The organism is Streptomyces lancefieldiae (assembly GCF_031845825.1).
Taxonomy (GTDB): Bacteria; Actinomycetota; Actinomycetes; order Streptomycetales; family Streptomycetaceae; genus Streptomyces; species Streptomyces lancefieldiae.
The window spans coordinates 1-22,432 of sequence record NZ_JAVRFH010000021.1; the positions used below are offsets into that span (position 1 = coordinate 1).

The following is a 22,432-nucleotide window of genomic DNA, read 5'->3' on the forward strand; positions in this document are numbered from 1 at the left end:
CGTCAGTCTGCGGTGGCTGAACACAGGCTGTTTCTGGCGCCTCATCAGAGGGGTGGCCTGAGTGAGCGCTGCCCGTAGTAGGGAGGCGGCCATCCTCTCGTGTATGCATCGATCGTGCGCCGAGCGCTGCGGCCCGGCTCACCCGCCCTGCTGCGCAAGGCGGATGACGCTCCGTCCGCTGCGCTCCCGGAGCGCGCGGGGCGATGCCCCGCGGGGTGGGCTCCGCTGCGCTCCGGCCACTTGTGACGCTCCGCGTCACCTGGTGAGCCGCGCTTCGCGCGGTTCACCGCGGGCCTGCGGCCCGAGCGGCAGCGGGAGGAGGGGTGGGTGGGGCGGTCGGCTCAGAAAGTGATGGGGTGTCAGAGTCCAGCGTCGTCAGTCTGAGGTATGCCGCAGCCCCCTGCTTTGCCAGAGTGCATCAAAATGCTGCGCGGATCGAGACTGGATCTGGTGTGGCCCACTGATCCGGCCGATCGATCGCAGAGCCCCGGCGAGATCGTCACCAGGATGACAGTGGACCACGTCAGGTGTCGTCAGTCTGCGGTGGCTGAACACAGGCTGTTTCTGGCGCCTCATCAGAGGGGTGGCCTGAGTGAGCGCTGCCCGTAGTAGGGAGGCGGCCATCCTCTCTTGTATGCATCGATCGTGCGCCGAGTGTGAGGAGGGGGGTGAGGACAGCCCTGCATGAGGTCGGGTTCCCGCATCGCCCAGGACAGGGCGTAGTGGGCGGGGCTGAAGGGCCAGATCGTTTTCGGCGGCTTCGCCGGCGCGCGTGAGCCCTTGCGCTGCTTCGGGCGGGGCGGTTGGGGCGGGCGTAGTTTGCAGCTTTCGGCAAAGGCCGTCAGGCCGGGCAGTCCGGTGCTGTCCAGGGGATCGGTGAACAGAGGTCCGCCCGTTCCCGAGGCCAGCCGCCAGGTGAAGGCGGCAGCCAGCAGCAGGGGGCGTGCCCAGGCGGGAACGTGGTGGGTCATGCAGCCCTGGCGCAGTCTGTCGTCGTGGAGAGTGAGAGTGGAGGCGTCCGAGGCGAGGTCGCGGACGTGGGCGGTGGCCAGTTGCGTGACGGAGGCCGCGGTGAGGACAGCGGTGGCCAGCTCGGCCGCCAGGTGAGGGTGCGCGGTCGCGCGGTGCAGCCGATGAGCGACCTCGGCCTCGGTGACAGCCGGGAGGACGGGTGCGAAGAAGTCCCGGTCCTCGGCCATGGGCGCCGTGCACTGGCAGGGGCGGGATGCGGAGTCGAAAGCGGAGAGCGTGGTCAGGGCGGGCAGGTTGAGCCACCGGTTGGCCAACGGCCTGCGCGTGGCGGGCTCCGGTGGCGTTGCGGTGGGCGGTTCTGCGGCGGGTAGGAGGGCGGCCGCCTCCGCGACCTGGTGAGCTGTGCCGGTCAGGGCTCGCTCGACGGGCGCGGGAACGTGCCGGGTGTGGCAGACCAGAGCCAGCCGGCAACCGGTGCGGTGGCGTAGCTGCAGCAAGGCCTTGAGGCGGTGAGGGGTGAGGAAGTGAGCGCGCAGGAGCATCAGGTGGCTGGTGCGGGTCGCGAGGATCCAGGCCGCCGCCAATGTCCAGGCGGGAGCCGTGTCGAGCTGGCGGTAGCCGAGTACGGGAACGGGCTTGTCCAGGGCGGCGAGGATGTCGTAGGCCAGGGTGAGACTGGAGTCGGTGCCGGGCGTGGGGTGAACGGTGAGCCGTCCGGCTTCGGGGGCGTGTACGGCCAGGGCGGCACGGGTGTGGACCACGTCGTCGTAGGGGTCCAGGACCACCGTGACCGGCGGCGGGTTCGGGCAGTGCAGCATCAGGCCGCCGCTCGGTGGCTCAGCTTGCTGTAAGCCCAGCGCAGCAAGTCCTCGTCCACGCATCCGCGTCCTAACTCCTTCATCCCGACGGTGAGGTGGTGGGTGATCTTCGCCCAGGCCCGGAAGTTCCCGTGGGACGCTTCCTGGTCGCACAAGGCGATCAGATCCGGGTCTACGTCGGTCCAGAGGGGGTGGAAGGCAGGGACGACGGCCAGGACCTCGTCCAGCGGCATCCGGTCGATCTCCTGCCACGCGTACACGCGGGACTCCAGCATCGGCTCGCTCTGCAGCATCTCGAAACAGCCGTTGCCGCCGGTGAAGACGATCGTGAGATCGGAATCAGCGTCATCCCACAGGTAGCGCAAATATTCGAAACAGAGCTTCGACAGCCACTGGGCCTCATCACAGACCAGGACATGCGGCTCCTCCAGCGCACCGCGCAGCATGCGATCGAACTCGATCGCATGAGAGGGCGGGCGCCCCTGCAGGCCGAGAGCGTGGAACAGCTCGTGGCGCAGGTCCCGGGTCGAGGGGCGTGCCCGGAACTGGATCCGGCGCGTCAGCTTCGGCGCGAGCTCGCGCAGCGAGGCGTTGACCGCGAAGGACTTGCCATTGCCGGCCTGCCCGTAAATGCAGATCATCGCCTTCGCCTCGATCGCAGCCCGGATGTTCTCCCGGGCCGTGAGCAGCGCACGGGTAGAGACCACCTGTGCGCCCGGCAGGCGCATGAAGTGGTCCTCCCGCTCCCTGGGCAGACGTCCCCTGCGTTCAGCGGTAGCCATCCGGTGTCACTCCTTGCTGCCCGAACCGGGCTCGGTGTCCATCGCGTCGGCTGGCACAGCGTTGCCAGAGCTGCGCTGCTCTGGGGCGGGGCAGGTAGTGCCGGGGCGCGGACGGGGCCGTGCCCAGCCCGCGGGCGGCTCCCGCGGCGGGATCAGGTCCGGCAAGGCTCTGGCCGCCAGATCCGCCGCCTGGGCCCGGACAATCTCGGCCTGCGCCTCGCTCGCGGTCTCCGTGCGCCGCCGGCCCGGCGCAGCTGCCGTCGTCGTGGCCGTATAGCGAGTACGGCGCAGCTTCTCGGCTGCCTTCAGGTCCGCCTTCAGCGCTCTGGCCCTGCTTTCACGGACCCGGGACAGGGCCCGGCGTTGAGCCGGCGTCGCGGCCTCGGCGAGATAGGCACTGCCCAGATGCCAGCCCCAGCCCTCGGTGGAGAACACCTCGATCCGCCCGTCGAAGTGCGGCAGGAACCGCAGCCGGACCCGCGTACCGACATGGCCGGCCATCCAGTCCGCGATATAGGCACGGCGCCGCCAGGAGACCCCGTTCGTCGTGATCTTCCGGACGCGACCGTCGTCCTCCAGGGCGAAGAACGCCAACCGCTCCTCCGGAACGTCCTCGACGGGTGTCGGATCCGCCTCCCAGGCCTGCGCGGGCGTGCGGCCGCCGGTGAGGCCGGACGGATGATGCTCGGTGTTCCACCAGGCCACCCAGTCCAGCAGAACCCTCACAAACTCGGGATAAGGCAGCAGGTCCTCCATCAGATCGGGCCGGAACGCCTCCGCGGGCCGGGCGCGGCGGGTGTACCCGGGGAGGGAGACGAGCAGCATCTCCTCGACCGCGCCGTTGAGGGCCTCGATGGTGCCCTTGCGGTAGGGCTTGTAGGCCGGTAGATCATCGACCGGGACCGCGAAGCCACCCAACGCCCGCGACACCGCCTTGGACAGGAAGTCCTTGCCCCGGTCCACCCGCACCCGCCCCGGCAGACCCCCGAACGGCCCGTACGGGTCCTCGCGGCTGATCCCTGCCCGCAAGGCGGCCAGGACCGCGTCCCGTGCCGGCTGATGCGGGGTGACCGCCACCCCCACAACCACCTTCGACGCCACGTCGATGAACCACGTCACCCACGGACACACCGTCACCCCGTCCAGGCTCACCCGGACCGGGATCCGCTTATGGTCGCCCTCCCAGCACGCGTTCCGATGCGTGGGCGGACGCTTGCCGTACACATCGAAACGGCGCCGCGCCGCCTCACCGCCCTTCAACCCCGCCCGCTCCCCCGCCGACAGGTCCTTACGAACAGCGCGCTGCAGGGTACGTAGCGAAGGCACCGAGCCTGGCTCGCCGGCCGCAGCGGCCTCGGCGACCAGTTCCCGGTGCACCGCGGCCACGTTCCCGCCCCACACCGCCAACCGCTCACGCAGATCCGCACTCACACCGACCCGCGACGGAGTCCGTGCGGACAGTCGGCCCTCACGCCGGGCTACCGCCACCCAGCTCCATACCGTCCGAAGCGACACCCCCAGGGCCTCGGCGACCAGACGTGCGTGGTCTGTGGTCAACTCACCCCGGGAATCCAGCGCCACCAGACGCGCCACCGCGCCCTCACGCCCCGCACCCGGCCGCAGCGGCATGCCCCCAGCAGCCAGCCCCTGATCGGACACCCCTCACCCCCAGCCGCGACCCCGCACCATGCGGCTGTCCGCACCCGAGGCTGTCCATCCCGACACACCGACCAGACCAACACGAACGAGGGAAGCGGGAGGATCGGAGTTGCCGTATGAATATGGTCACCTCACTACGCTGGCGGCGTGACAGGACATCCAGGCTTCGGTGCACTCCTAGCGCGACTGTCAGACCTCCGGAAACTCGGCATCAGCGACCTGTCCGAACGGGCCGGTATAACCGAATCCGAGCTCCAGGCAGTACTCGACGGCGCCGTACCCCGTCCACCATTGCTCCGGCAGCTCGCACCCGCGCTGAAACTGCACGCCGCAGACCTCTTCGTCATCGCAGGAATGGCGGTACCAGACGAGTTGGCCCCCTTCGACACAAAGGCCGGCAGCCAGATCCCCTCGCTCGCCGGGGACGCCACGGCCCTCCCGCCAGACCGCAGACGACAACTCCGTCAGCTCGCCCAGTCACTGCCCCGGCACAGCCGGAAACAGCCGACTCCGCCACCGCCTGCGCACGAGCAGTACCAACCAAGCCACGGCGCGCTGCTCGTACACATGCTCGGCAACCGGAACCTGAACTGGACGGCTTCCGCCAAGACCCTCTACCACCTCACGGGCCGGCTCCTCGCCGCAGCCACCATCGGAGCAATAGGCCACGGCCGCAAAGAAGTAACCCCCGACCTCCTGGCCGACTTCGCAATCCTGCTCGGCATCCCCGCCCACGACCTGGCCGCCCTGACCGGCACCGACCCGCCGGACCAGACCCCGCCACAGAACCCAGCGGCAACCGACGTGGCCGAGCTGATCTGGGACATCCGATCCCTGACCTCCACCCAGGTACAACACATCAACGACAAGGCCAAGGCCCTGCAGCAGGACTGACCTCACGCCCTACACGAACGACAGCCAACCCTCACTGGAAAACGACAACGACCCTCACCAAGAAAACGACATCCCCACAAACCCACCCACCCCAACTACCAGCAAAAACGCCTCACACACCCAGTGCAAACAACTGACGCCACCCACTGAAAACCACACGACGCCCATCACGTGGTGCAATCCGGGAACAGGGTCTGTCACTGCTGCTGGGGCGGATTCCATGGCGTGTCGGTGCTTGATGACGATGAGGAGATCCGGTATCACGCGCGCGCACGCTCTAGAAGTAAGAACCGACGTTTCCGCAGGTCAGAAGGTCAGGTTCCGGGAGATATGTCAGCCCTGAACTGACATATCTCGGTCGGAATGTCAGAAGGTCCTGACCCAACGACACTGTTTGGTGGCACTATTGCCACCAAACACGGCGTGGTGTGTCAGCCGCTCCTCGGCACCGTCCCCGAGGCCCGACGGTCAGTACGAGGCTGACATTCGAGTAGCTTTCGTGCCGGTGCTGCCGCTTTTTGGTGGCACTACAGCCACGGTCGTCCGCTATGGTTCTGACGAGTCGTCACTCCAGGAGGCAGCGACCCCATGAACTCAGGGCCCTTCGACGGCAGTGCAGCGCCGCAGCTGCCTGCCGCGCCGTCCCGTCGTCGCCGTCGACCGAAGGTGCCGCCCACTGCCTACAACCGGTCCTCGGGCTCCACGATCGAGCTTCCCGCCAACCACGCCGCCCAGGTCTTCCCGGTGGGCTCCAGCACGGGGTTCATCGGCGAGGCCTTCTCCATGGACAGCCTGGAGTTCATGCGCTGGGCCGCAGTGCGGTACGACGACGACAGGTTCATCCTCGTGCTGCTTTTCACCCTTATGGGATCGCAGAAGCCCGGTGGCCTGATCAAAGTCACCCACGAGGACGTCGCCGAAGCCCTCGGCTACAGCCGGTCCCACATCAGCCGAGCGTTCAACGTCCTGGAGGCTGACGGGGCGCTGAGGAAGCTCCAGCGGGGTATCTACCAGCTCAACCCGGCCGCGTCGCTCAGGGGCGGGCTCAGGGAGCCGAACAAGGACGAGAAGAAGGGCTCCAAGGCAGGTACGGGCGACAGGGTGGAACAGTTGGACTTGTTGCGCGAGATCATGGAAGACCCGGACGCACCCGAAGCGTTCCGGGCCCTGGCCGCTCCCGGCGCGAAACTGGAAGTGCGCAAGGAGCCGGATGGGAAAGGGAAGGCCACGTCATGACGTCCGCCGCAGAAGAATGGGTTCCCCGACGCGACGTGCTGTGGGGCAGCTTCAACGGTCTCGCATACGTACCGCGGCTCCCTCCCACCGCCTACACGCTGCTGCTGCACATGATGACCGAGCAGAAGCCAGGCGGCCTGGTCGTCGCCACACACAGCGAACTCGCCACCGGCCTCGCCATGGAACGCGGCATGATCAGCCGGGCCATGCCCCACCTGGTCGCTGCACGCCTCGTCACCGTGCTCCGCCGCGGCCGCTTCCAACTCCACCCAATGATCGCCGCCTTCAACGACCCCCGCGAACAGCAACGCGCCGTCAAAACCCTGCCCAAAGACATGCGGCTGGACATCGGCGACTTCGAGGACGAGTACGAACGCCGCTTCCAACACCACCTGGACGAGAAAGCCCGCAAGGCAGAGACAAAGACGAAGAGGAACGTTACGCCCATCAGCAAGCCAACCCACCTCAAACGCGTCCACTGAAGCAGGTCGACGAGATCGTGGATTTTCCGGCTGGGGAAGGTGAAGGCAACTGGGACGGCTGAGCCCGAGCAGACCCAGCGCCCCCCGGAAGCACGCTCTGGAGAGTCTGCCGGCCTGCCGCCAGCGTCCCGCCCGAGGGCTACGCCGACGCCCCCTAGCGGGCGGGAGTGACGATGGCCTTGAGGATCCGGTCGACCGCCCGGTCGGGCAGCAGCCTGGCCAGCACTCGGCTGCCGGTCGCGTCCCGTCCGACGCCGTAGCGGGTACTGGGCCGCTTGGCGACCAGAGCTCGGAAGACCACCCGGGCGACGTCGTCGGGGGTCGTGCGGCTGGCCCGCGCATGGGTCTCGTTGGTCTCCATGAAGCGTGGGAACGTGCTGCGGTAGAGGTCCTGGACCGGCTCCGGGGCTCTTTCCAAGGCCCGGCTGCCCACGTCGGGCATCTTGTCCCAGAGCGGGGTCGCGACGCGGCTCGGCTGGACCACCACGACGGGGATCCGCTGCGGTGCGAGCTCGCGGCGCAAGGCGTCGCTGAGCGCCTCCTTGGCGAACTGGGCGGCGGCGTAGGCCCCGAGGTAGGGGATCGCGACGTTCCCCACGGCCGAGGTCACGTTGACGATCCGTCCGGCGCCGGCGCGCAGCAGCGGCAGGAAGCCCTGGATCACGAGCAGTTGGCCCGTGACGTTGGTGTCCAGCTGTCGGCGCATGAGCTCGCTCGGCACGCACTCCAGCGGAGCCGTGACGGCGATGCCCGCGTTGTTGACCAGTCCCCACAGCCCGGCCTCACCGGTGGACACGGTGACGTGGTGCACGGCGGCCTGTACCGACTTCTCGTCCGTCACGTCGATGATCACCGGCGTCAGCCGTCCGGTGGCAGCCACGCGCAGCCGCTCACCGTCCTCGGAGCGGCGGACTCCGGCGAACACGTGGAACCCCACTCGTGACAGGTGGAGCGCACACGCCTCCCCAAGACCCGAGGAGGCACCGGTGATGACCACGGCCCGGCCTGCAGGTGGTGTCAGGCCCGACGATTTCGGCATGTACTTCCTCCGGGTTCAGGACGTGGAGGTGGACAGGAACGCGTCCGGTGACCCGCTCAGCCCGGTCCGCCTGTTTTGCTCTCTTTCGCCATGATCACCCACGTTGTCCAGGGATAGTTCGTATTGCGATCGCTAATGTCACCGGTTCCCGCAGGGAGCTGTTTGACCTTGACACGGTGACAAGGCCTTCACTGCTTGCGAAGGAGGTGGTCCCGATGACTGCGATGCGTGCGCTCCAGGGATTGGAGGACGGGCGTTCGTCCGTGCGGCTGCGTGCGGCTCTGGCGGTGGGTACGACGCCTGATCCGCTGTTCGTCGGCAAGCTTGTCGAGCGGTGCGCGGTCGAACCCGAGTTCTTCGTGCGCGACATGCTGACCTGGGCGCTCACCCGTCACCCGGTGTCCGTCACGCTCCCCGAGCTGCTCCGCGAGGTCCGCTCGGAGCGGGCGCAGGCGCGGAGCCAGGCGCTGCACACGCTGTCCAAGATCGGGGACCGGCGGGCGTGGCCGGCGATCACACGGGCACTCCTGTGCGACGCCGACGACGAAGTGGCGCGGAGCGCCTGGCGGGCCGCGGTCGTGCTCGTACCGGACGGCGAGGAGTCCGCCCTGGCCGCGGTGCTGGCGACGCAGCTCGGGCGCGGTGAGCGGGAGACGCAGCGGAGTCTCAGCCGGGCGCTGGTCGCGCTGGGCGGCGTGATCGTGCCGGCTCTGGGGGCCGCGGCGAGGGCTCCGGACCGACACGTGCGTGCACACGCGCTCGCCACGGAGCGGTTGTTGCGTGAGCCGGACACCGGGTTCGAGTTCGCGATCGAGGAGGCGAAGCGCGTTGTGGCCCTCGGTGGTTCCGGCCACGGGGGATGATGGGGCGTGTTGATCGGTGAGGTGGCGCGACGGTCCGGGGTCAGTGCCCGCATGCTCCGGCATTACGAGTCGCTCGGCCTGGTGCGGCCTTCGGGGCGTACGGGCTCGGGTTATCGGGAGTACTCCGGTGACGACATCCGGCGGATCTTCCATGTGGAGAGCCTGCGGTCGCTGGGGCTGTCGCTGCGGGAGGTCGGGCGTGCGCTCGACGATCCCGGCTTCACGCCCTCGGCGCTCGTCGGCGACCTCGTCCGTCAGACACGCGACCGCATCGCGGCCGAGACCGAGTTGCTCACGCGGCTTCGCCGGATCGACGCCGCGGAACCCGCCGGTTGGCAGGACGTCCTCCAGGCCGTCGCGCTCCTGCAGGCACTGGCGTCGAAGAGCCCCGACGCGCGCCAGCGCGCGGCCCTGTCCTCGGTCGACGAGGCTCCGGTGCCGGTGGACGCCCTGGTCGAGGCGGTACTGAGCGAGACGGATCCGAACGTCGCCGGAGCGCTTCGATGGGCGCTGGCGCGGTCGGGCGGCACCAGCACGGCGCTGCTGGCCAAGGGTCTCGGGTCGGCGGTGGCCGCGGTGCGGAAGCGGGCCGTTCAGTCCCTCGCCGAGATGCCCGGTGAGGAGGCCGACGCCCGGCTGCGGGACGCCCTCGAGCACCCCGACGTCGTGGTCCGCGGGTATGCGGCTCTGGCGCTCGGGACACGGGGCCTGGAGGACGCGGTCCCGGCGCTCCTCGACATGGTCGTGGCGGGGAGGAACGACACCGATGCGGCCGACGCGCTGGCTGTGCTGGCGGGGGATCCCGGGTTGGCGGACCGGATCGCCAACGGGCTCGTCGACCGGCTCGCCCATGTCAGTACGCAAGCGCCTGCGCGTGTACGGCTGACCCAGGCGCTGGCGGACATCCCGGGGGTCACGGCGTCACGTGCTCTCGAGGAGCTGTCGCAGGACGGGGAGCGTGCCGTCGCGGTGACTGCGGTGTACCTTCTTCGGCTGCGCGACGGGCGCTGACGGGACTACAGGTCGATGTCGATCCGTTCGATGCCGGTGAACTCCACGCCCAGGCCGTGGGCGCGGGTGTTGTTGTTGCGGAAGTACATCTCCGCGAGGCCTTCGGCCGCGATGCGCTGGAGCTGTTGTTCGGTGGCGCCGGCGTCGCGGGCCGTGAAGAGGCGGTCCGCCCACTGGGGGGTGAGGGCCTGGGTGATGTCGCGGACGCGGGCGTCGTCGGTGGTGCCGGGGGCGGCGGTGAAGCCGAAGCGGGCCCGGGTGGAGAGGACCAGGCCGTCGGTGGTGGACGCCTTGTGCTTGGCCCTCGCCCGCACTTGCGGCTGCCACCTCTTCCTGACCTCACGCTCCATGCGGTCGCGCAGATCGGGGCGGGGGCGCTTGAGCTGGCCCTTGACATAGCGCTCCACGGTGCGCTGGGACACCCCGAGGAGCTGGGCGACGGCCCTGGTGCCTTTGAGCTGCTTGACCAGGTACTTCATCTGGGCCTGGGCGCTCTTGGGGATGGGGCGGGTGAACGCCCCCTCCAGGGAGCGGTCCAGTCCGTCCCCGACCGGGTCCACCATCGTCGGCTACTCCCCTTCCCCGGCGGCCGGGTCGGTCTTGATGAGGTTGGCGATGTTGAACACGCCGCCGTGCTCCTCGTACAGCTCCTCGGCCCACAGGACCGTCCGGGTGCCCTGGTGCTTGACCATGCCCGGGGAGACGCCGAGCCGGAACGTGCCCGGGACGGGCTTGCCCTCGGGCGTGTGCGGCAGGATGTCCAGCGGGGACGGGCCCGGTGAAGGGTAGACGACGGCGTCGGTGCCGATCGCCGTCGGGTACAGGTCGGCCGCGGCGGCGGTCTTCATCAGCTTGCGGTGCATTCCGATGCGCTGGTTGGCCAGGACGGCGGCCCGGATGTCGGGGCGCCACGTCTCCCGGGCCAGGGCCGGCCACGGCTCGTAGTACGGCACCTGGCCCCGGTTGCGCTGCCTGAGTTTTCCGATGCCGCCCTTCGCGGTGGCCTTGACCGCGCCCACCAGCAGCGCCATCGCCGGGTCGGTCTGCTTGGAGCGGGCCATCGCCTCCAGGAACTCGCCGCCGCCCATGCCGGTGGTGACGCCGAGGTCGGCCATCGTGGTCACGTACGCGTCGCGCAGCCGCTTGTACCAGGCGTCCAGGTAGCGGCCGGTCCGCGTGCGGACGTACGCCTCGATCGGCGCGACCTCGAAGCCCAGCTCCACCGCGTAGGCGACGGTCGGGGTGGCGTACCAGGCCGGGCCGGTCGGGCGGTCGCCCTTCGGCGTGAACGGTGAGGGCAGCCGGTCCCCGTCGACGGTGCGCCCGTTGACGCGCACCCGGGACAGGTCGACGTGGCTCAGGTCGACCAGCCAGGAGCCGGGCAGCGCGGGGTCGAAGGCCGGGTTGCCAGTGAGGTGGGTCGGTCCGTTCAGGCCGACGGTGAGCCCGTTGGCGGCCGCGGCGAACGACATGTTGACGTCGATCGCGACCAGGTACCGCCGCATGCACTCGTCGTCGGTGAGCGGCCGGCACCAGTCGTAGGGCTCCTCCATCAGCATCTCGGCCGGAGTGCGCAGGTGGTGGCGGGCGAACTTCCCCTTGAGGACGGGGTGCTCGTCCGGGACCTCGCACTCCACCACGTCGTACACGGCGGTGAGCGCGTCGTCGTTGAAGGCCCGGGTGAACTCTCCGGTGTCCGGGTCCTTCTCGGCGCGGGTCGGTGGGCGCAGCGCGGTCATCAGTTCGAGGCCGGTGACCGCCGCGGTGCCGCGGGGCGTCATCACGCGTTCCGCGTAGGCGCCCAGGTAGCGGGCGAGATCGGCCGGGTGCATCGTCGGCAACCGCGGGTCGGCCTTGTTGTCCCACTCGCGGGCGTCCAGGGCGTTCCAGGCCGGGATGCACAGCTGGACGCAGTTGCGCTTCGCTCCCTCGGCCGGGCGGTAGATCCTCGCCCACGGTCCGAACCCGCGTTGGGTCAGCTTCCAGTCGGCCCTGGTGAGCTGCTTGACCGCCTTGTGGCCGTCCGCCAGCCGTCCGGCGCGCCGCTCGTCGTCCGACAGGGCGGTGGGGAGGCCGTAGCGTTCCAGCGCGGCGGGGGTGAGGACGAGGAGCGGGTCGGCGTCGCGGCCATTGCGGTGCAGGCGCCTCTGGCCGAGTCCGGCTTCGGTCAGGGTCCAGTCGACCAGCGCGGGGAGGGACTTGGCGGGTACGTCAAGGATCAGGCCGCCGGTGCAGTAGGCCAGCGTCTGGCCGTTCTCGACGTCGACTACGGCGAGGGGGCCGTTCTCGAAACGCTGGTCCGTCGAGCGCTGGACCGCCGAGCGCTGGACCGTCGCGGGGGTGGGTGGCTTCGGGGTCGTGTTCGGCTTCGGTGGGTCCGGTGCGGGAGCGGGGGCGGGGGGGAACTGCTCCGTCCATTTGTCGAGGAGTCGCTGATAGGCCTGACGGCGTGGGGGGCGTGGCTCGGAGCGGCCGGCCTCCCAGTTCTTCACCGTCTGCGTCGTGGTCTGCAGTACCTGCGCCAGCCGGGCCTGGGTGATCCCGGCCGCCTCACGCAGTCGTGCCCGTTCGGCGGGGTCGGGCATTTCCGGTTCTCCCGCGAGCAGGGCGTCCACGGCCGCGAACAGCTCTTCTTCCGTCGGCATGCTCCACCTCCGCCTCGACCCTACCATTGGTTAGCCTTGGATTTGCGGATGCATTTACCCTTGGATTTATCTCCGTCGGCGCGGGAGTGTGCCGGTCACATTTTCTGCTTGCGGTTCGTCAGTGCAGTGACAGCACAGCGGCCGTTCGGTACCGGCCGCCTACGGATTTCTGGAGGAACCCATGTCTGCTCGTATGCCCAACCCCGCCGTCGCCGCCGGTCCCGACGTCATCCCGGCGCTGCTCTCCGTGGCGGGTGCGGTGAAGAACACCGGTGTGCCGGAGACCACGATCAACCTGGTGTACCTGCGCGCCAGCCAGATCAACGGCTCCAGCTGGAACGTGAACAAGCACTCCGCCGACCTGAGGGCGGCCGGCGAGAGCGACGAGCGGATCAGCACGGTCGCCGCCTGGCGCGAGACGCCGTTCTTCACCCCCGAGGAGCGGGCCGCGCTGGGGCTCGCCGAGGCCGCGACCCGGCTCAGCGACCGCGTGGACGCGGTGTCGGACGAGGTCTGGGCCGAGGCCGCGAAGTACTACGACGAGCAGCAGCTCGCCGGAATCCTGCTCGCGACGGGTCTGGGCAACCTGTGGCACCGCCTGATCCCCACCACGCGCCAGCCCGCGCAGTCGGTGGCCGGCTGACGGGCCGCCATGCACGGTGCGGCGCCGGGAGTCCGACGGCGCCGCACCGGCGGGCGTCCGCGCGCGCGGGCGGGACGGAGTGGGCGCCGTTTCACCGTCCGGGTTCCGCGGCGTCCGGGGAGGGCGCCGGCGGGCCGGCGGGCCGTGCCAGTGCCCGGTCGACCAGTGGCCCGGCCGCACCGGTGTAGGCGGCCGGGTCCAGCAGCTCCGCCAGCTGGGTGCGGGTGAACTCGCCGTTCAGCTGCGGGAGTTCGGCCAGAACGTCGGCCAGGGGGCGGGACTGTTCCGCCGCCCGCAGTGACGCCTCGGTCAACAGCTCCTTGGCCGCGGGCACCCCGAGGCGGGGCGCGAGGACCGCGCTGAGGCGCTCGGAGACGATCTGCCCGCCGGTCGCCCCGACGTTGGTGCGCATCCGCTCGGGGTGGATCGTGAGTCCCCGGGACAGTTCGACGGCGGTGTGCGTGGCGCCGCCGGTCAGCCGCAGGCACTCGCGCAGCGGCAGCCACTCGGCGTGCCACCCGCCCGCCGAGCGCTCGTCCTCGGTGACGAGGCACTGGGCCAGGACGGAGGCGAGGGCGGGTACTTGCAGGGCGGCCGAGCGGATCAGCGTCGCCAGGACGGGGTTGCGCTTGTGCGGCATCGCCGACGACGCGCCCCGTCCGGCGAGTGCGGGCTCGGCCACCTCGCCGACCTCGGTGCGGGTCAGCACCTGCACGTCCGCGGCGATCTTGCCGAGGGCGCCCGTGGTGTGGGCGAGGGCCGCGCCGAGGTCGGCGAGGGGCGTACGCAGCGCGTGCCAGGGCAGTACGGGCACGGCGAGGCCGGTCTCGTCCGCGAAGGCGGCGACCAGGTCGTCGAGTACGGCCTCGTGGGCGGCGCCCTGCCCCGCGTACTGGAGGTAGCCGGCCAGTGTTCCGGCGGCGCCGCCCAGGGAGACGGGCAGACCGCTGTCCGCGACGTGCCGCAGACGCTCGGCCGCCTGGAGGACCAGGTGCCGCCAGCCCGCCGCCTTGAGGCCGAAGGTGGTGGGCACGGCGTGGAGGGTGAGGGTGCGGCCCGCCATCACGGTGTCGCGGTGACCGGCGGCGAGGCGGGCCAGTGCCTCGGCCACCTCCCGCAGATCGGCCTCCATCAGCCGCAGCGACCGTGCGGCCACCAGCATCGCGCCGGTGTCGAAGACGTCCTGGCTGGTGGAGCCGCGGTGCACGTACTCGGCGGCCTGGGGCGACCGCGCCGCCACCACCGTCCGCAGTGCCTTGACCAGGCCGACGACCGGATTCGCGGTCTCCCGGGCGGCCAGCGCCAGTTCGCGCAGGTCCAGGTGGTCCGCGCGGGCCGCGGCCGTGATCGCCTCGGCCGCCTGAGGGGGAACCGTTCCGCAGCGTGCCTGGGCGCGGGCCAGGGCCGCCTCCGCGTCGAGCATCGCCTGCAGCCAGGCGAGGTCACTCACCGCCGTCTCGACGGGCGTGCCCGCCCGGACCGGGGAGAGCAGACCGGTGTCCGGGGGGCACGGGGGCGTCGCGCGGGCGGGCGGTCGGGGCTGTGTCGTCGTCATGCTGCGGTGGGCCTCGCGGAAGGGCGCCGGGGGCCGGCCGGGCGGGACTGGGTGCCCGTGGGGGCGGCGTCCGGGGAAGCGTCCGATGCCTGGGTGGTGGACTCTGCCTGGGCGGTGGTGGCCGCGGCCGGTGCCGGGGCGGTGGTCAGGGTTCGGGCGGGGGGCCGTGCGGAAGGGGGCTGCGCGCCCGTGGAGGCCGCGGCGGGTGACGGGGAAGCGAACCGGGTGAGGGCGGTGGCAGGTGTCCGGACGGCGGTTCGTGTCGTGTCCGCGTTCCGTGCCGGGGTGGTGGCCCGTGCCGGGGTGGTGGCCCGTGCCGGGGTGGATGTCGCCGGAAGGGCGAGGACGGTGGCCGCGATGGCGTCGGAGTCCTCCAGCGTGACCGAGCCGACCCCGGGTCTGATCCCCGCCGCGGTGACCCAGTGCACCGACTCGGTGGGCACCCCGTAGGCGAAGCGCCGCGGGTGCGGCACACCCTGGGCGTCCATCAGGTGGTAGGGCCGTCCGTGTACGGCGAGGCCGCCGGTCTCGTAGTCCTGTCCGTCGGCGCCGGGGATGCGGTAGGGGCGGCACTGCCCGGTGCGGAGCAGCTGGTTCATCAGTGGGTCCGCGGTGCGGCGCAGGTCGATCTCGGGCAGCCGGGACTCGATCAGCGTGGTGGCCCGTACCCGGACGTCCGGTATCTCGCTCGTCGCGGTGAAGCAGGGGCCGGCCTCGTCGTGGACGCCGGGGTCCACGCGCAGGCCCGGGCCGGTGACCTCGAGGATGCCGGCGTCCATGAGCGCGGCCATCTCCTCGATGCGCGACGCGGGCGGGCCGATCGACAGGTAGGCGTTGAGCGGGGTGTACCACCGGTCCAGTTCGTCGCGGTGGGAGGCGGCGTCGAGCCCGGCGTGGTCGACGGCGAGCCGCACCTCGTTGCGCAGGTCGCGCAGCACGTCCAGGGCGGCCTTCAGCGGGCCGCTGACGTTGCCGTGGCGGGCCTCGCGCACGTCGTCGTCCAGGTGTCCGCGCAGCCAACCCCTGAAGGAGGCCAGGTCGTCGAAGACGCGGTTGCCGTAGGGGCGGGCGATGCGGTCCCAGTCCCAGCGGTCGGCCGCGGTGATGCCCGCCTCCTCGAGGAGGGCCTCCTCGTCCGGGCCCGGCGCGGTGCGCAGGTACCGCGCGGTGAACCGGGCCACCGTGCGGGACTCCTCACCGCGGGCGGCCAGCAGGGTCTCGTAGTAGACGCTCTGCACCTCCCGCGCGATCAGCGGCCACAGGTCGTCGCCGAAGCGGATCGGGCGCGGGCGGGCGGCGGGTGCGCGCAGTGCGGCGACGTGCTCGGCCGTGAGCAGCCGGGGCAGGTACCGGCCGTGGGCGCCCTTCTCGTTCTCGCCGCGCGCGTGGTAGGGCACGCCGCGCCGGGAACCGGCGTACAGGCGTGGCTCGCGGCCCGAGGGGCGGTAGACGAGCCGGCCGTCCCGGCGTTCGAAGGTGCCGCCCCGGCCGTGCGTGAACAGCGCCATGTAGTCGAAGAAGTTCAGGCCGAGACCGCGCAACAGCACCTTCTCGCCCGGCGCGACGCCGGACAGGTCGGTGTCCGCCGGGTTGGCCGGGGGGAAGTACGTCAGGCCGTGCCGGTCCGCGAAGGCGGTCAGCTCCTGCTCGGTGGCGGTGAGCCGGGCCGGTACGTGTCCCTGGGCCAGGACCACCCCGTGGAGTCCGGTCAGCCGGGTGCCGTCCTCCAGCACCACGGTCTGCGGTCCCGCCCCGCCGGGCTCGCCGTCGTGCAGGGCGACGGCCCGCGCGCGGTGTACGCGCACCGTCACGTGCGCGGGCGCGTTCGCGGTGACCTGCTGGAACACCCACATCAGATACTGGCCGTAGAGGGCACGCGTGGGGTACGTGTCCGGTCCCAGATCCCGTGCCTCGGCGAGGGTTTCGTCATCGTGGGCCAGGCCCGGGCCGGGGGTGAGTGCGCTGGGTCCGACGGCCTTGGCCCACTGGTACAGGCTCGGCCCCTCCTCCAGCGGCCCGTCGATGCCGACGCTGGCGTCGGTGTACATCGTGACCTGTGAGGCGACGGTGTTCATCAGCAGGTGCCGGGACTGCGAGGGCCGCCACACCTGGCCCGAGCCCGCGGGGGCGGGGTCGACGACGTGCACGGTGAGGGCGTCCCAGCGGGGGGAGTTGCGTTCGTGGGCGCACAGCCGCTCCAGTACGGACAGACCTCGAGGTCCGGCTCCGACGAGGCAGACGGCCATGGATCCGCCGCTCACCGACCTGCTCCGCCCGGCCCGGAGTACGGCGAGCCGGCGCGGTCACCTTCGTGTGTACCGTTCACAGCGCCTCCCTTCTCCGCCACCGTCGGCCGTGATGCTCGACCAGGGCTCGCATCACGCTGGAAGGCCGCCGCATCCGGTACCGCCGGCCCGGATGCCCAGGGTCCTTTCGTCACATCGGCGGGGCGCCGTGCGTCAGGGTGGTGAGGCAACGACCGGGAGGACTGGGAATGAGCGAGCGTGAGTGGCTGGCGGAGCAGTTCGAGGAGAGCCGGGGGCACCTGCGGGCGGTCGCCTACCGCATGCTCGGCTCGCTGACCGAGGCCGACGACGCCGTGCAGGAGGCGTGGCTGCGCCTGAACAGGTCCTACGAGAGCGACATCGAGAATCTGCGCGGCTGGCTGACCACCGTGGTGGGCCGGGTCTGCCTGGACATGCTGAAGTCGCGCCGCATCCGCCGCGAGGACCCCTTCGAGGTGATGGTGCACGCGCCGAGCACCACCGTCGAGGACGACGGCGATCCCGAGCGGCAGGCGCTGCTGGCCGACTCGGTCGGGCTGGCGCTGCTGGTGGTGCTGGAGGCGCTGGACCCCGCCGAGCGGCTGGCGTTCGTCCTGCACGACATGTTCGGCGTGCCCTTCGACGAGATCGCGACGATCGTGGACCGTACTCCGGCCGCGGCCCGGCAGCTCGCGAGCCGTGCCCGGCGCCGGGTCCGCGGCGGCACCCAGGTGGCGGACCCCGATCTGGTGCGACGGCGCGAGGTGGTCGAGGCGTTCCTGTCCGCGGCGCGCGGCGGCAACTTCGAGGCGCTGCTGAACGTGCTCGATCCCGGCGTCGTGGCGCGGTCCGACGGGTACGAGGGCGTGCGCGGTGCCCTGGCCGTGGCCAAGGGGGCCTCCACCTTCGCGCAGATCGCCGAGGTCGCGCAGTTGGCGCTCATCAACGGCTCGCCGGGGGTCATCGCCGCGCACGCCGGCGAGGGCTTCCGGGCCATGATGTTCGTCATCGAGGGCGGGCTGATCGTCGAGATCGACGTCGTCACCGACCCCGATCAGCTGCGCACGCTGGAGCTGGCCCTGCTCGACGGCTGACCCGGCGCTCCACACCCGTCGTGGCCGCCGAACCCACTGGTGTACCGCGACGGGTGGTCGCCCGGTCACGCCGGTCGGCGGCCGGGTGCGCCAGGGCCTGTCCGACCATACCCGTCGCGCGGCAGGCGGGAATGGTCGGACAGGCCCTGAGGGGGCTGCGGTTCCGCGCGGCGCTGTCGGCGTTCTTCCACCGGGTGTGGCCCTCTTCGTGCTGAGCGGTTTCGCCCCGGCGTGGCCGGCGCGTACCGCCGGCCCCCAGGTGGTCAGCCGCTACGCGGACGGCGGGCAGGGACCGCGGGGCCGCTCCGGAAGCGATTCCGGCAGGCCGGTCACATCTGCCGGTCCCCGGTCGTCATAGCTGCGACGAACGCCCACTCCGGCCGCCTGGGCCTCGCCCGGCGGCTGTCCCGGCGGTTCCCACCAGCGCCGGAACCAGGCCGAAGACCGCGTTCGATGACCCGATCCGGCACTGTTCTGAGGAGAAATCGATGGCTGCCTCCGACGCCACCACGGCCCGGTCAGCTTCAGGGGAGGGCTTCAGCCCCGGACTGATCCTGGCATTCGTCTGCATGGGCCAGTTCATGGTCTTCACCGACGTGTCGATCGTGAACCTCGCCCTCCCGTCCATCCAGAACGGCCTCGGCATGTCCGAGGTCAGCCTGAACTACATCGTCACGGCGTACGCGACCGTCCTCGGCGGCTTCCTGCTGCTGGGCGGGCGCCTGGCCGACACGTTCGGCCGCCGCAGGCTGATCCAGGTCGGCTTCGCCCTCTTCGCCCTGGCGTCGCTGAGCTCCGGTCTCGCCGAGAGCGGCACGATGCTCATCGCCTCGCGTGCCGTCCAGGGCTTCGGCGCGGCGCTGGTCACCCCCGCCGCCCTGGCGATCCTGACCAACACCTTCGCCGAGGGCCCCGAGCGCAACAAGGCCCTGGGTGTGTGGGGCTCGCTGTCCGGTATCGCGTCCATCGTCGGTGTGATCCTGGGCGGTGTGCTCGCCGACACCTGGGGCTGGGAGTGGATCTTCTGGATCAACGTGCCGATCGGTCTGGCCGCCGCCGTGCTGGCGCCGCGCATCCTGCCCGAGAGCAAGGCCGACGAGCGCGGCAGGTTCGACACCGCCGGCGCGGTCACCCTCACCGCCGGTCTGCTGCTGCTGGTCTTCACCCTCGGTGAGGCCACCACGGTCGGCTGGGGCACCTTCCGCACCATCGGCTCGCTGGCCGGCGTGGTCGTGCTGCTGACGGCCTTCGTCCTCATCGAGTCCAAGGTCGCCTCGCCGATGATGCCGCTGCGCATCTTCCGTCTGAAGACCATGCGGGTCGCGAACATCTCCGCCGTGCTGGTCTTCGGCACCTTCGGCTCGCTGTTCTTCTTCGCCAGCCTCTTCATGCAGCAGGCGTTCGGCTACTCGCCGCTCAAGGCGGGCTTCGCCTACGTGCCGCTCGCGGTCTCCGTCGCGGTCGGCGCGGGCATCGCCTCGGGCCTGGTCACCAAGATGGCGGCGCGCCCGGTCGTGATGACGGGTCTCACGCTCACCGTCGCCGGTCTGCTGCTGATGTGGCGGGCCCCCGCCGACGGCGGCTACGCCGTCGACCTGCTGGCCCCGTTCGTCCTGCTGGGCCTCGGCTGCGGCATGGTCTTCGTGACCCTGCAGATCGCCGCGTTCGTCGGCGTCTCCGACGAGGACGCGGGCGTGGGCGCCGGCCTGATCAACACCAGCCAGGAGGCCGGCGGCGCCCTCGGCCTGGCCGTCGTGGCGACCATCGCCTACAGCGGCATGAGCTCCGAGATGGCCGCGACGGGCGGCAGGCCCGAGCTGATCGCCGAGGTCCACGAGGCCGCCAACCACGACGCGTTCCTCTCGGGCGCCCTGCTGGGCACCCTCGCCCTGCTGGTCGTCGCCTTCATGATGCCCCGCGGCAAGAAGTCCATGAGCTCCGCACAGGCCATGTCCGCCGACGGCCCCACCCTGGTGCCGGCCGACGCCGACAAGTAGCGGTGAGCCGCAGCCCGCATCCTCGATCCACGGCCCCGCCGGCCGTCCCCCGACCGGCGGGGCCGTTCGCGTGCCCGGCTGACGCTCGCGGGCCGGCGTAGTCGGTCGGGGCGGCGCAGACGGCCGGTGCCCGCCGGCTCCGTCCGGCTCCGCGTCCGGGCCGCGGTCAGTTCGTTGTGTCGTGCTCCGGGGGGAGGACCAGGGTGGGTTCGAGGACGACGCGGGGCGTGGGGTCTTCGGGGCCCCACGCCAGGGCCGGCCGGGCGCCGCGTTGCTGGCGCCAGCCGGCCTGGGCGACCACGACGGCGACGTACGGGATGACGACCGAGCCGATCAGGGCGCAGACCGCGAGGACGGGCCAGCGGTTCCAGGTGACGGCCATCAGGACCACGCAGGCGGTGCGTATCAGCATGGCGGTGAGGTAGCGCCGCTGGCGGCCGCGCAGGTCCCGGGTCAGGCCGGTGCGTGCCCGGGTGATGGACTCGGCCCGGGGGGCTTCCCGGCGCCATGGGCCTGTGCTCATCAGGCATCCGTTCGTCGTACGGAAATGGCGCGCGGGAGACCGCCCCTCTGCTGCCTACCGCCGGGTCAGTGCGGTTCCTGGTCCGGCTCCCGCCGCGCGACGGCGTGCCGGGCCTCGGTTTCCAGGTGCCCGTCGGGCGCGTGCTCGGAGTGTGCCAGGGCCTGTGCCAGCTCCTGACGGGTCGGCTTCGCGATCTGGCTGCCGTAGAGCCAGCGGCTGAGCCGGTGGCGCAGGACTTCCTTGTGGCCCTGCGGATTGGGTACGCCGTCGTGTTCCGGTGCGGGCGCCGGCAGGGGCTTGTAGTCCTCCCTGGACAGCAGCGCGTACTGCGTGCCGCGGTCGAGGGGCTCGTGCACCTCGATGAACTCGCCGTGCGGGAGCCTGCGAATCCTGCCGGTCTCACGGCCGTGCAGGAGCTTGTCGCGGTCGCGTCGCTGGAGACCGAGGCAGATCCGCCGGGTGACGACGTACGTCAGTGCCGGGACGACGAAGATGCCGATGCGTACGGCCCAGGTGACGGCGTTGATGGAGAGGTGGAAGCGCTCGGCCAGCACGTCGTTGGCGCCGCCGAAGAAGAGGACGAGGTAGAGGGCGACGAAGGCGCAGCCGAACGAGGTCCGCGCGGGGTGGTCACGAGGCCGGTCGAGGAGGTGGTGTTCCCTCGTGTCCTTGGTGACCCAGGCCTCCAGGAAGGGCCAGAGGGCGAACACGGCGGCCATCACGGTGGGCACGATGACGGCCGGGATCAGGATGCCGAGGTTGACGGTGTAGCCCCACAGGACGAACTCCCAGGGCGGCATGGCCCGCAGGGCGCCTTCGAGGAAGCCCATGTACCAGTCCGGCTGGGATCCCTGGGAGATCTGGTCGGCGCGGTAGGGGCCGTAGGTCCACACGGCGTTGATCTGCGCGAAGCCGGCGAGCAGTGCGAGCACTCCGGTGACGAGGAAGAAGAAGCCGCCCGCCTTGGCCGCGTAGTTCGGCAGCAGGGGCTGGCCGACGACGTTCTTCTCGGTGCGGCCGGGCCCCCGGAACTGGGTGTGCTTGTGGTAGAAGACCAGGATCAGGTGGACGGTGACCAGGGCCACGATGATTCCCGGCAGCAGCAGGATGTGGAAGCTGTAGAACCGGGGGATCACGTCGTGGCCGGGGAACTCGCCGCCGAAGAGGAACATCGTCAGGTAGGTGCCGACCACCGGGATGGCGAGTGTGATGCCTTCGGCGATGCGCAGGCCGGTGCCGGAAAGCAGGTCGTCGGGGAGTGAGTACCCGACGAAGCCTTCCAGGATGACCAGGACCAGGAGCATGAAGCCGATCAGCCAGTTCGCCTCGCGCGGCTTGCGGAACGAGCCGGTGAGGAAGTGGCGCAGCGTGTGCACGCAGAGGGCGGCGATCATGATGAGGGCCGACCAGTGGTGCAGCTGGCGGACGAACAGGCCGCCGCGTATCTCGAGGCTGATGTCGACGGTGGAGGCGTAGGCCTTTGACATCGGGATGCCGTGCAGCGGGGCGTACGACCCCTCGTAGACGACCTCGGTCATGCTCGGGTCGAAGAACATGGTGAGCCACACGCCGGTGAGCAGCAGCACGATGAAGCTGTAGAGGGCGATCTCGCCGACCATGAACGACCAGTGGTCGGGGAACACCTTGCGGATCAGGTTCCCGAAGTTGTAGATCCCGAGCCGTCCGTCCGCCCAGTCCGCGATGCGCTCGCCTCTTGACGCCTCGGTGCGCGCATCCGGCGGCGCCGTTTCGGTCGTGCTCATATCCCGCGCACCCTCCCCTCGCCGCTCGGCCATCACCGGCACACCCGGTCCGGCCGGTGAGCGGTCGGTGGTCAAGGTGGCCTGCCGCGGCGTAAGCGGGCCCGTGCCGTGGAACAGCTGGAACGTTATCTACGCGCGGTAGGACCGAACAACCGCTCTCAAGCCGGATTTCGGTGCCAACTCAAGCCATTT

At 70.8% G+C, this 22,432-nt stretch carries 19 protein-coding genes; 8 read left to right on the top strand and 11 right to left on the bottom strand.

The features are described from left to right. Positions 1-575: 575 nt before the first annotated feature. From RM812_RS20885 to RM812_RS20900, 4 genes are all read right to left on the bottom strand, one after another. Complete coding sequence (locus RM812_RS20885; protein WP_311574676.1) at positions 576-1,790, bottom strand: hypothetical protein; 1,215 nt, start codon at positions 1,788-1,790, stop codon at positions 576-578. After that, positions 1,790-2,572: an ATP-binding protein gene (locus tag RM812_RS20890; RefSeq protein WP_311574678.1), complete on the bottom strand. Its 783-nt coding sequence runs from the start codon at positions 2,570-2,572 to the stop codon at positions 1,790-1,792. The genes RM812_RS20885 and RM812_RS20890 overlap by 1 nt, the downstream gene beginning before the upstream one ends. 6 nt (positions 2,573-2,578) lie before the next feature. Then, positions 2,579-4,165 (bottom strand): transposase family protein, encoded by a 1,587-nt coding sequence (locus RM812_RS20895; RefSeq protein WP_311574679.1) that lies wholly within the window; start codon positions 4,163-4,165, stop codon positions 2,579-2,581. Between the two features lie 255 nt (positions 4,166-4,420). Continuing rightward, positions 4,421-4,558, bottom strand: coding sequence for a hypothetical protein (locus RM812_RS20900; protein ID WP_311574681.1), 138 nt, complete (start codon positions 4,556-4,558; stop codon positions 4,421-4,423). A 27-nt stretch (positions 4,559-4,585) separates the two neighbouring features. Between RM812_RS20900 and RM812_RS20905 the strand changes: the two genes are divergently transcribed. The 3 genes from RM812_RS20905 to RM812_RS20915 all read left to right on the top strand — a co-directional run bounded on the left by RM812_RS20905 (position 4,586) and on the right by RM812_RS20915 (position 6,843). Beyond that, entirely contained in the window at positions 4,586-5,125 is a 540-nt protein-coding gene (locus tag RM812_RS20905; protein ID WP_311574682.1) for a hypothetical protein, read from the top strand. A gap of 588 nt (positions 5,126-5,713) precedes the next feature. Next, on the top strand, positions 5,714-6,361 hold the full coding sequence (locus tag RM812_RS20910) for a helix-turn-helix domain-containing protein (protein ID WP_311574684.1): 648 nt from the start codon (positions 5,714-5,716) through the stop codon (positions 6,359-6,361). Continuing rightward, entirely contained in the window at positions 6,358-6,843 is a 486-nt protein-coding gene (locus tag RM812_RS20915; RefSeq protein ID WP_311574686.1) for a hypothetical protein, read from the top strand. Before RM812_RS20910 ends, RM812_RS20915 begins: the two co-directional genes overlap by 4 nt. A gap of 154 nt (positions 6,844-6,997) precedes the next feature. Here RM812_RS20915 and RM812_RS20920 read toward each other — a convergent pair whose 3' ends face one another. Continuing rightward, positions 6,998-7,882: an SDR family NAD(P)-dependent oxidoreductase gene (locus RM812_RS20920; protein ID WP_311574688.1), complete on the bottom strand. Its 885-nt coding sequence runs from the start codon at positions 7,880-7,882 to the stop codon at positions 6,998-7,000. A gap of 215 nt (positions 7,883-8,097) precedes the next feature. Here RM812_RS20920 and RM812_RS20925 point away from each other — a divergent pair, with 215 nt between their 5' ends. Then, the gene (locus RM812_RS20925) at positions 8,098-8,745 is read left to right on the top strand and encodes a HEAT repeat domain-containing protein (protein ID WP_311574690.1); all 648 of its coding nucleotides are present in this window, start codon (positions 8,098-8,100) and stop codon (positions 8,743-8,745) included. Between the two features lie 6 nt (positions 8,746-8,751). Next, positions 8,752-9,756 carry a MerR family transcriptional regulator gene (locus RM812_RS20930; RefSeq protein WP_311574691.1) on the top strand — a complete coding sequence of 335 codons (1,005 nt, stop codon included), beginning with the start codon at positions 8,752-8,754 and terminating at the stop codon, positions 9,754-9,756. 5 nt (positions 9,757-9,761) lie between these two features. Here the strand turns inward: RM812_RS20930 and tpg are convergent, their stop codons facing one another. Continuing rightward, complete coding sequence (tpg, locus tag RM812_RS20935; protein ID WP_311574693.1) at positions 9,762-10,319, bottom strand: telomere-protecting terminal protein Tpg; 558 nt, start codon at positions 10,317-10,319, stop codon at positions 9,762-9,764. Positions 10,320-10,325: 6 nt separating this feature from the next. Then, entirely contained in the window at positions 10,326-12,401 is a 2,076-nt protein-coding gene (gene tap, locus RM812_RS20940) for a telomere-associated protein Tap (RefSeq protein ID WP_311574695.1), read from the bottom strand. 181 nt (positions 12,402-12,582) lie between these two features. On the opposite strand from tap, the gene RM812_RS20945 reads away from it, so the two are divergent. After that, positions 12,583-13,044, top strand: a complete 462-nt coding sequence (locus RM812_RS20945) for a carboxymuconolactone decarboxylase family protein (RefSeq protein ID WP_311574697.1) — start codon at positions 12,583-12,585, stop codon at positions 13,042-13,044. A gap of 91 nt (positions 13,045-13,135) precedes the next feature. Here the strand turns inward: RM812_RS20945 and pcaB are convergent, their stop codons facing one another. Both pcaB and RM812_RS20955 read right to left on the bottom strand, forming a co-directional pair. After that, positions 13,136-14,599 (bottom strand): 3-carboxy-cis,cis-muconate cycloisomerase, encoded by a 1,464-nt coding sequence (gene pcaB / locus RM812_RS20950; protein ID WP_311574698.1) that lies wholly within the window; start codon positions 14,597-14,599, stop codon positions 13,136-13,138. Beyond that, on the bottom strand, positions 14,596-16,860 hold the full coding sequence (locus RM812_RS20955; protein ID WP_394816494.1) for an FAD/NAD(P)-binding protein: 2,265 nt from the start codon (positions 16,858-16,860) through the stop codon (positions 14,596-14,598). Before RM812_RS20955 ends, pcaB begins: the two co-directional genes overlap by 4 nt. A 233-nt stretch (positions 16,861-17,093) precedes the next feature. On the opposite strand from RM812_RS20955, the gene RM812_RS20960 reads away from it, so the two are divergent. After that, positions 17,094-17,957 carry a sigma-70 family RNA polymerase sigma factor gene (locus RM812_RS20960; protein WP_311574700.1) on the top strand — a complete coding sequence of 288 codons (864 nt, stop codon included), beginning with the start codon at positions 17,094-17,096 and terminating at the stop codon, positions 17,955-17,957. Between the two features lie 488 nt (positions 17,958-18,445). Next, positions 18,446-19,954 carry an MFS transporter gene (locus tag RM812_RS20965; RefSeq protein ID WP_311574702.1) on the top strand — a complete coding sequence of 503 codons (1,509 nt, stop codon included), beginning with the start codon at positions 18,446-18,448 and terminating at the stop codon, positions 19,952-19,954. A gap of 166 nt (positions 19,955-20,120) precedes the next feature. On the opposite strand, the gene RM812_RS20970 is transcribed toward RM812_RS20965, so the two are convergent. Together RM812_RS20970 and qcrB are read right to left on the bottom strand one after the other, a co-directional pair. Then, entirely contained in the window at positions 20,121-20,477 is a 357-nt protein-coding gene (locus RM812_RS20970) for a DUF3099 domain-containing protein (RefSeq protein ID WP_311574703.1), read from the bottom strand. A gap of 65 nt (positions 20,478-20,542) precedes the next feature. Then, positions 20,543-22,240: a cytochrome bc1 complex cytochrome b subunit gene (gene qcrB, locus RM812_RS20975; RefSeq protein ID WP_311574705.1), complete on the bottom strand. Its 1,698-nt coding sequence runs from the start codon at positions 22,238-22,240 to the stop codon at positions 20,543-20,545. Between the last annotated feature and the right edge of the window lie 192 nt (positions 22,241-22,432).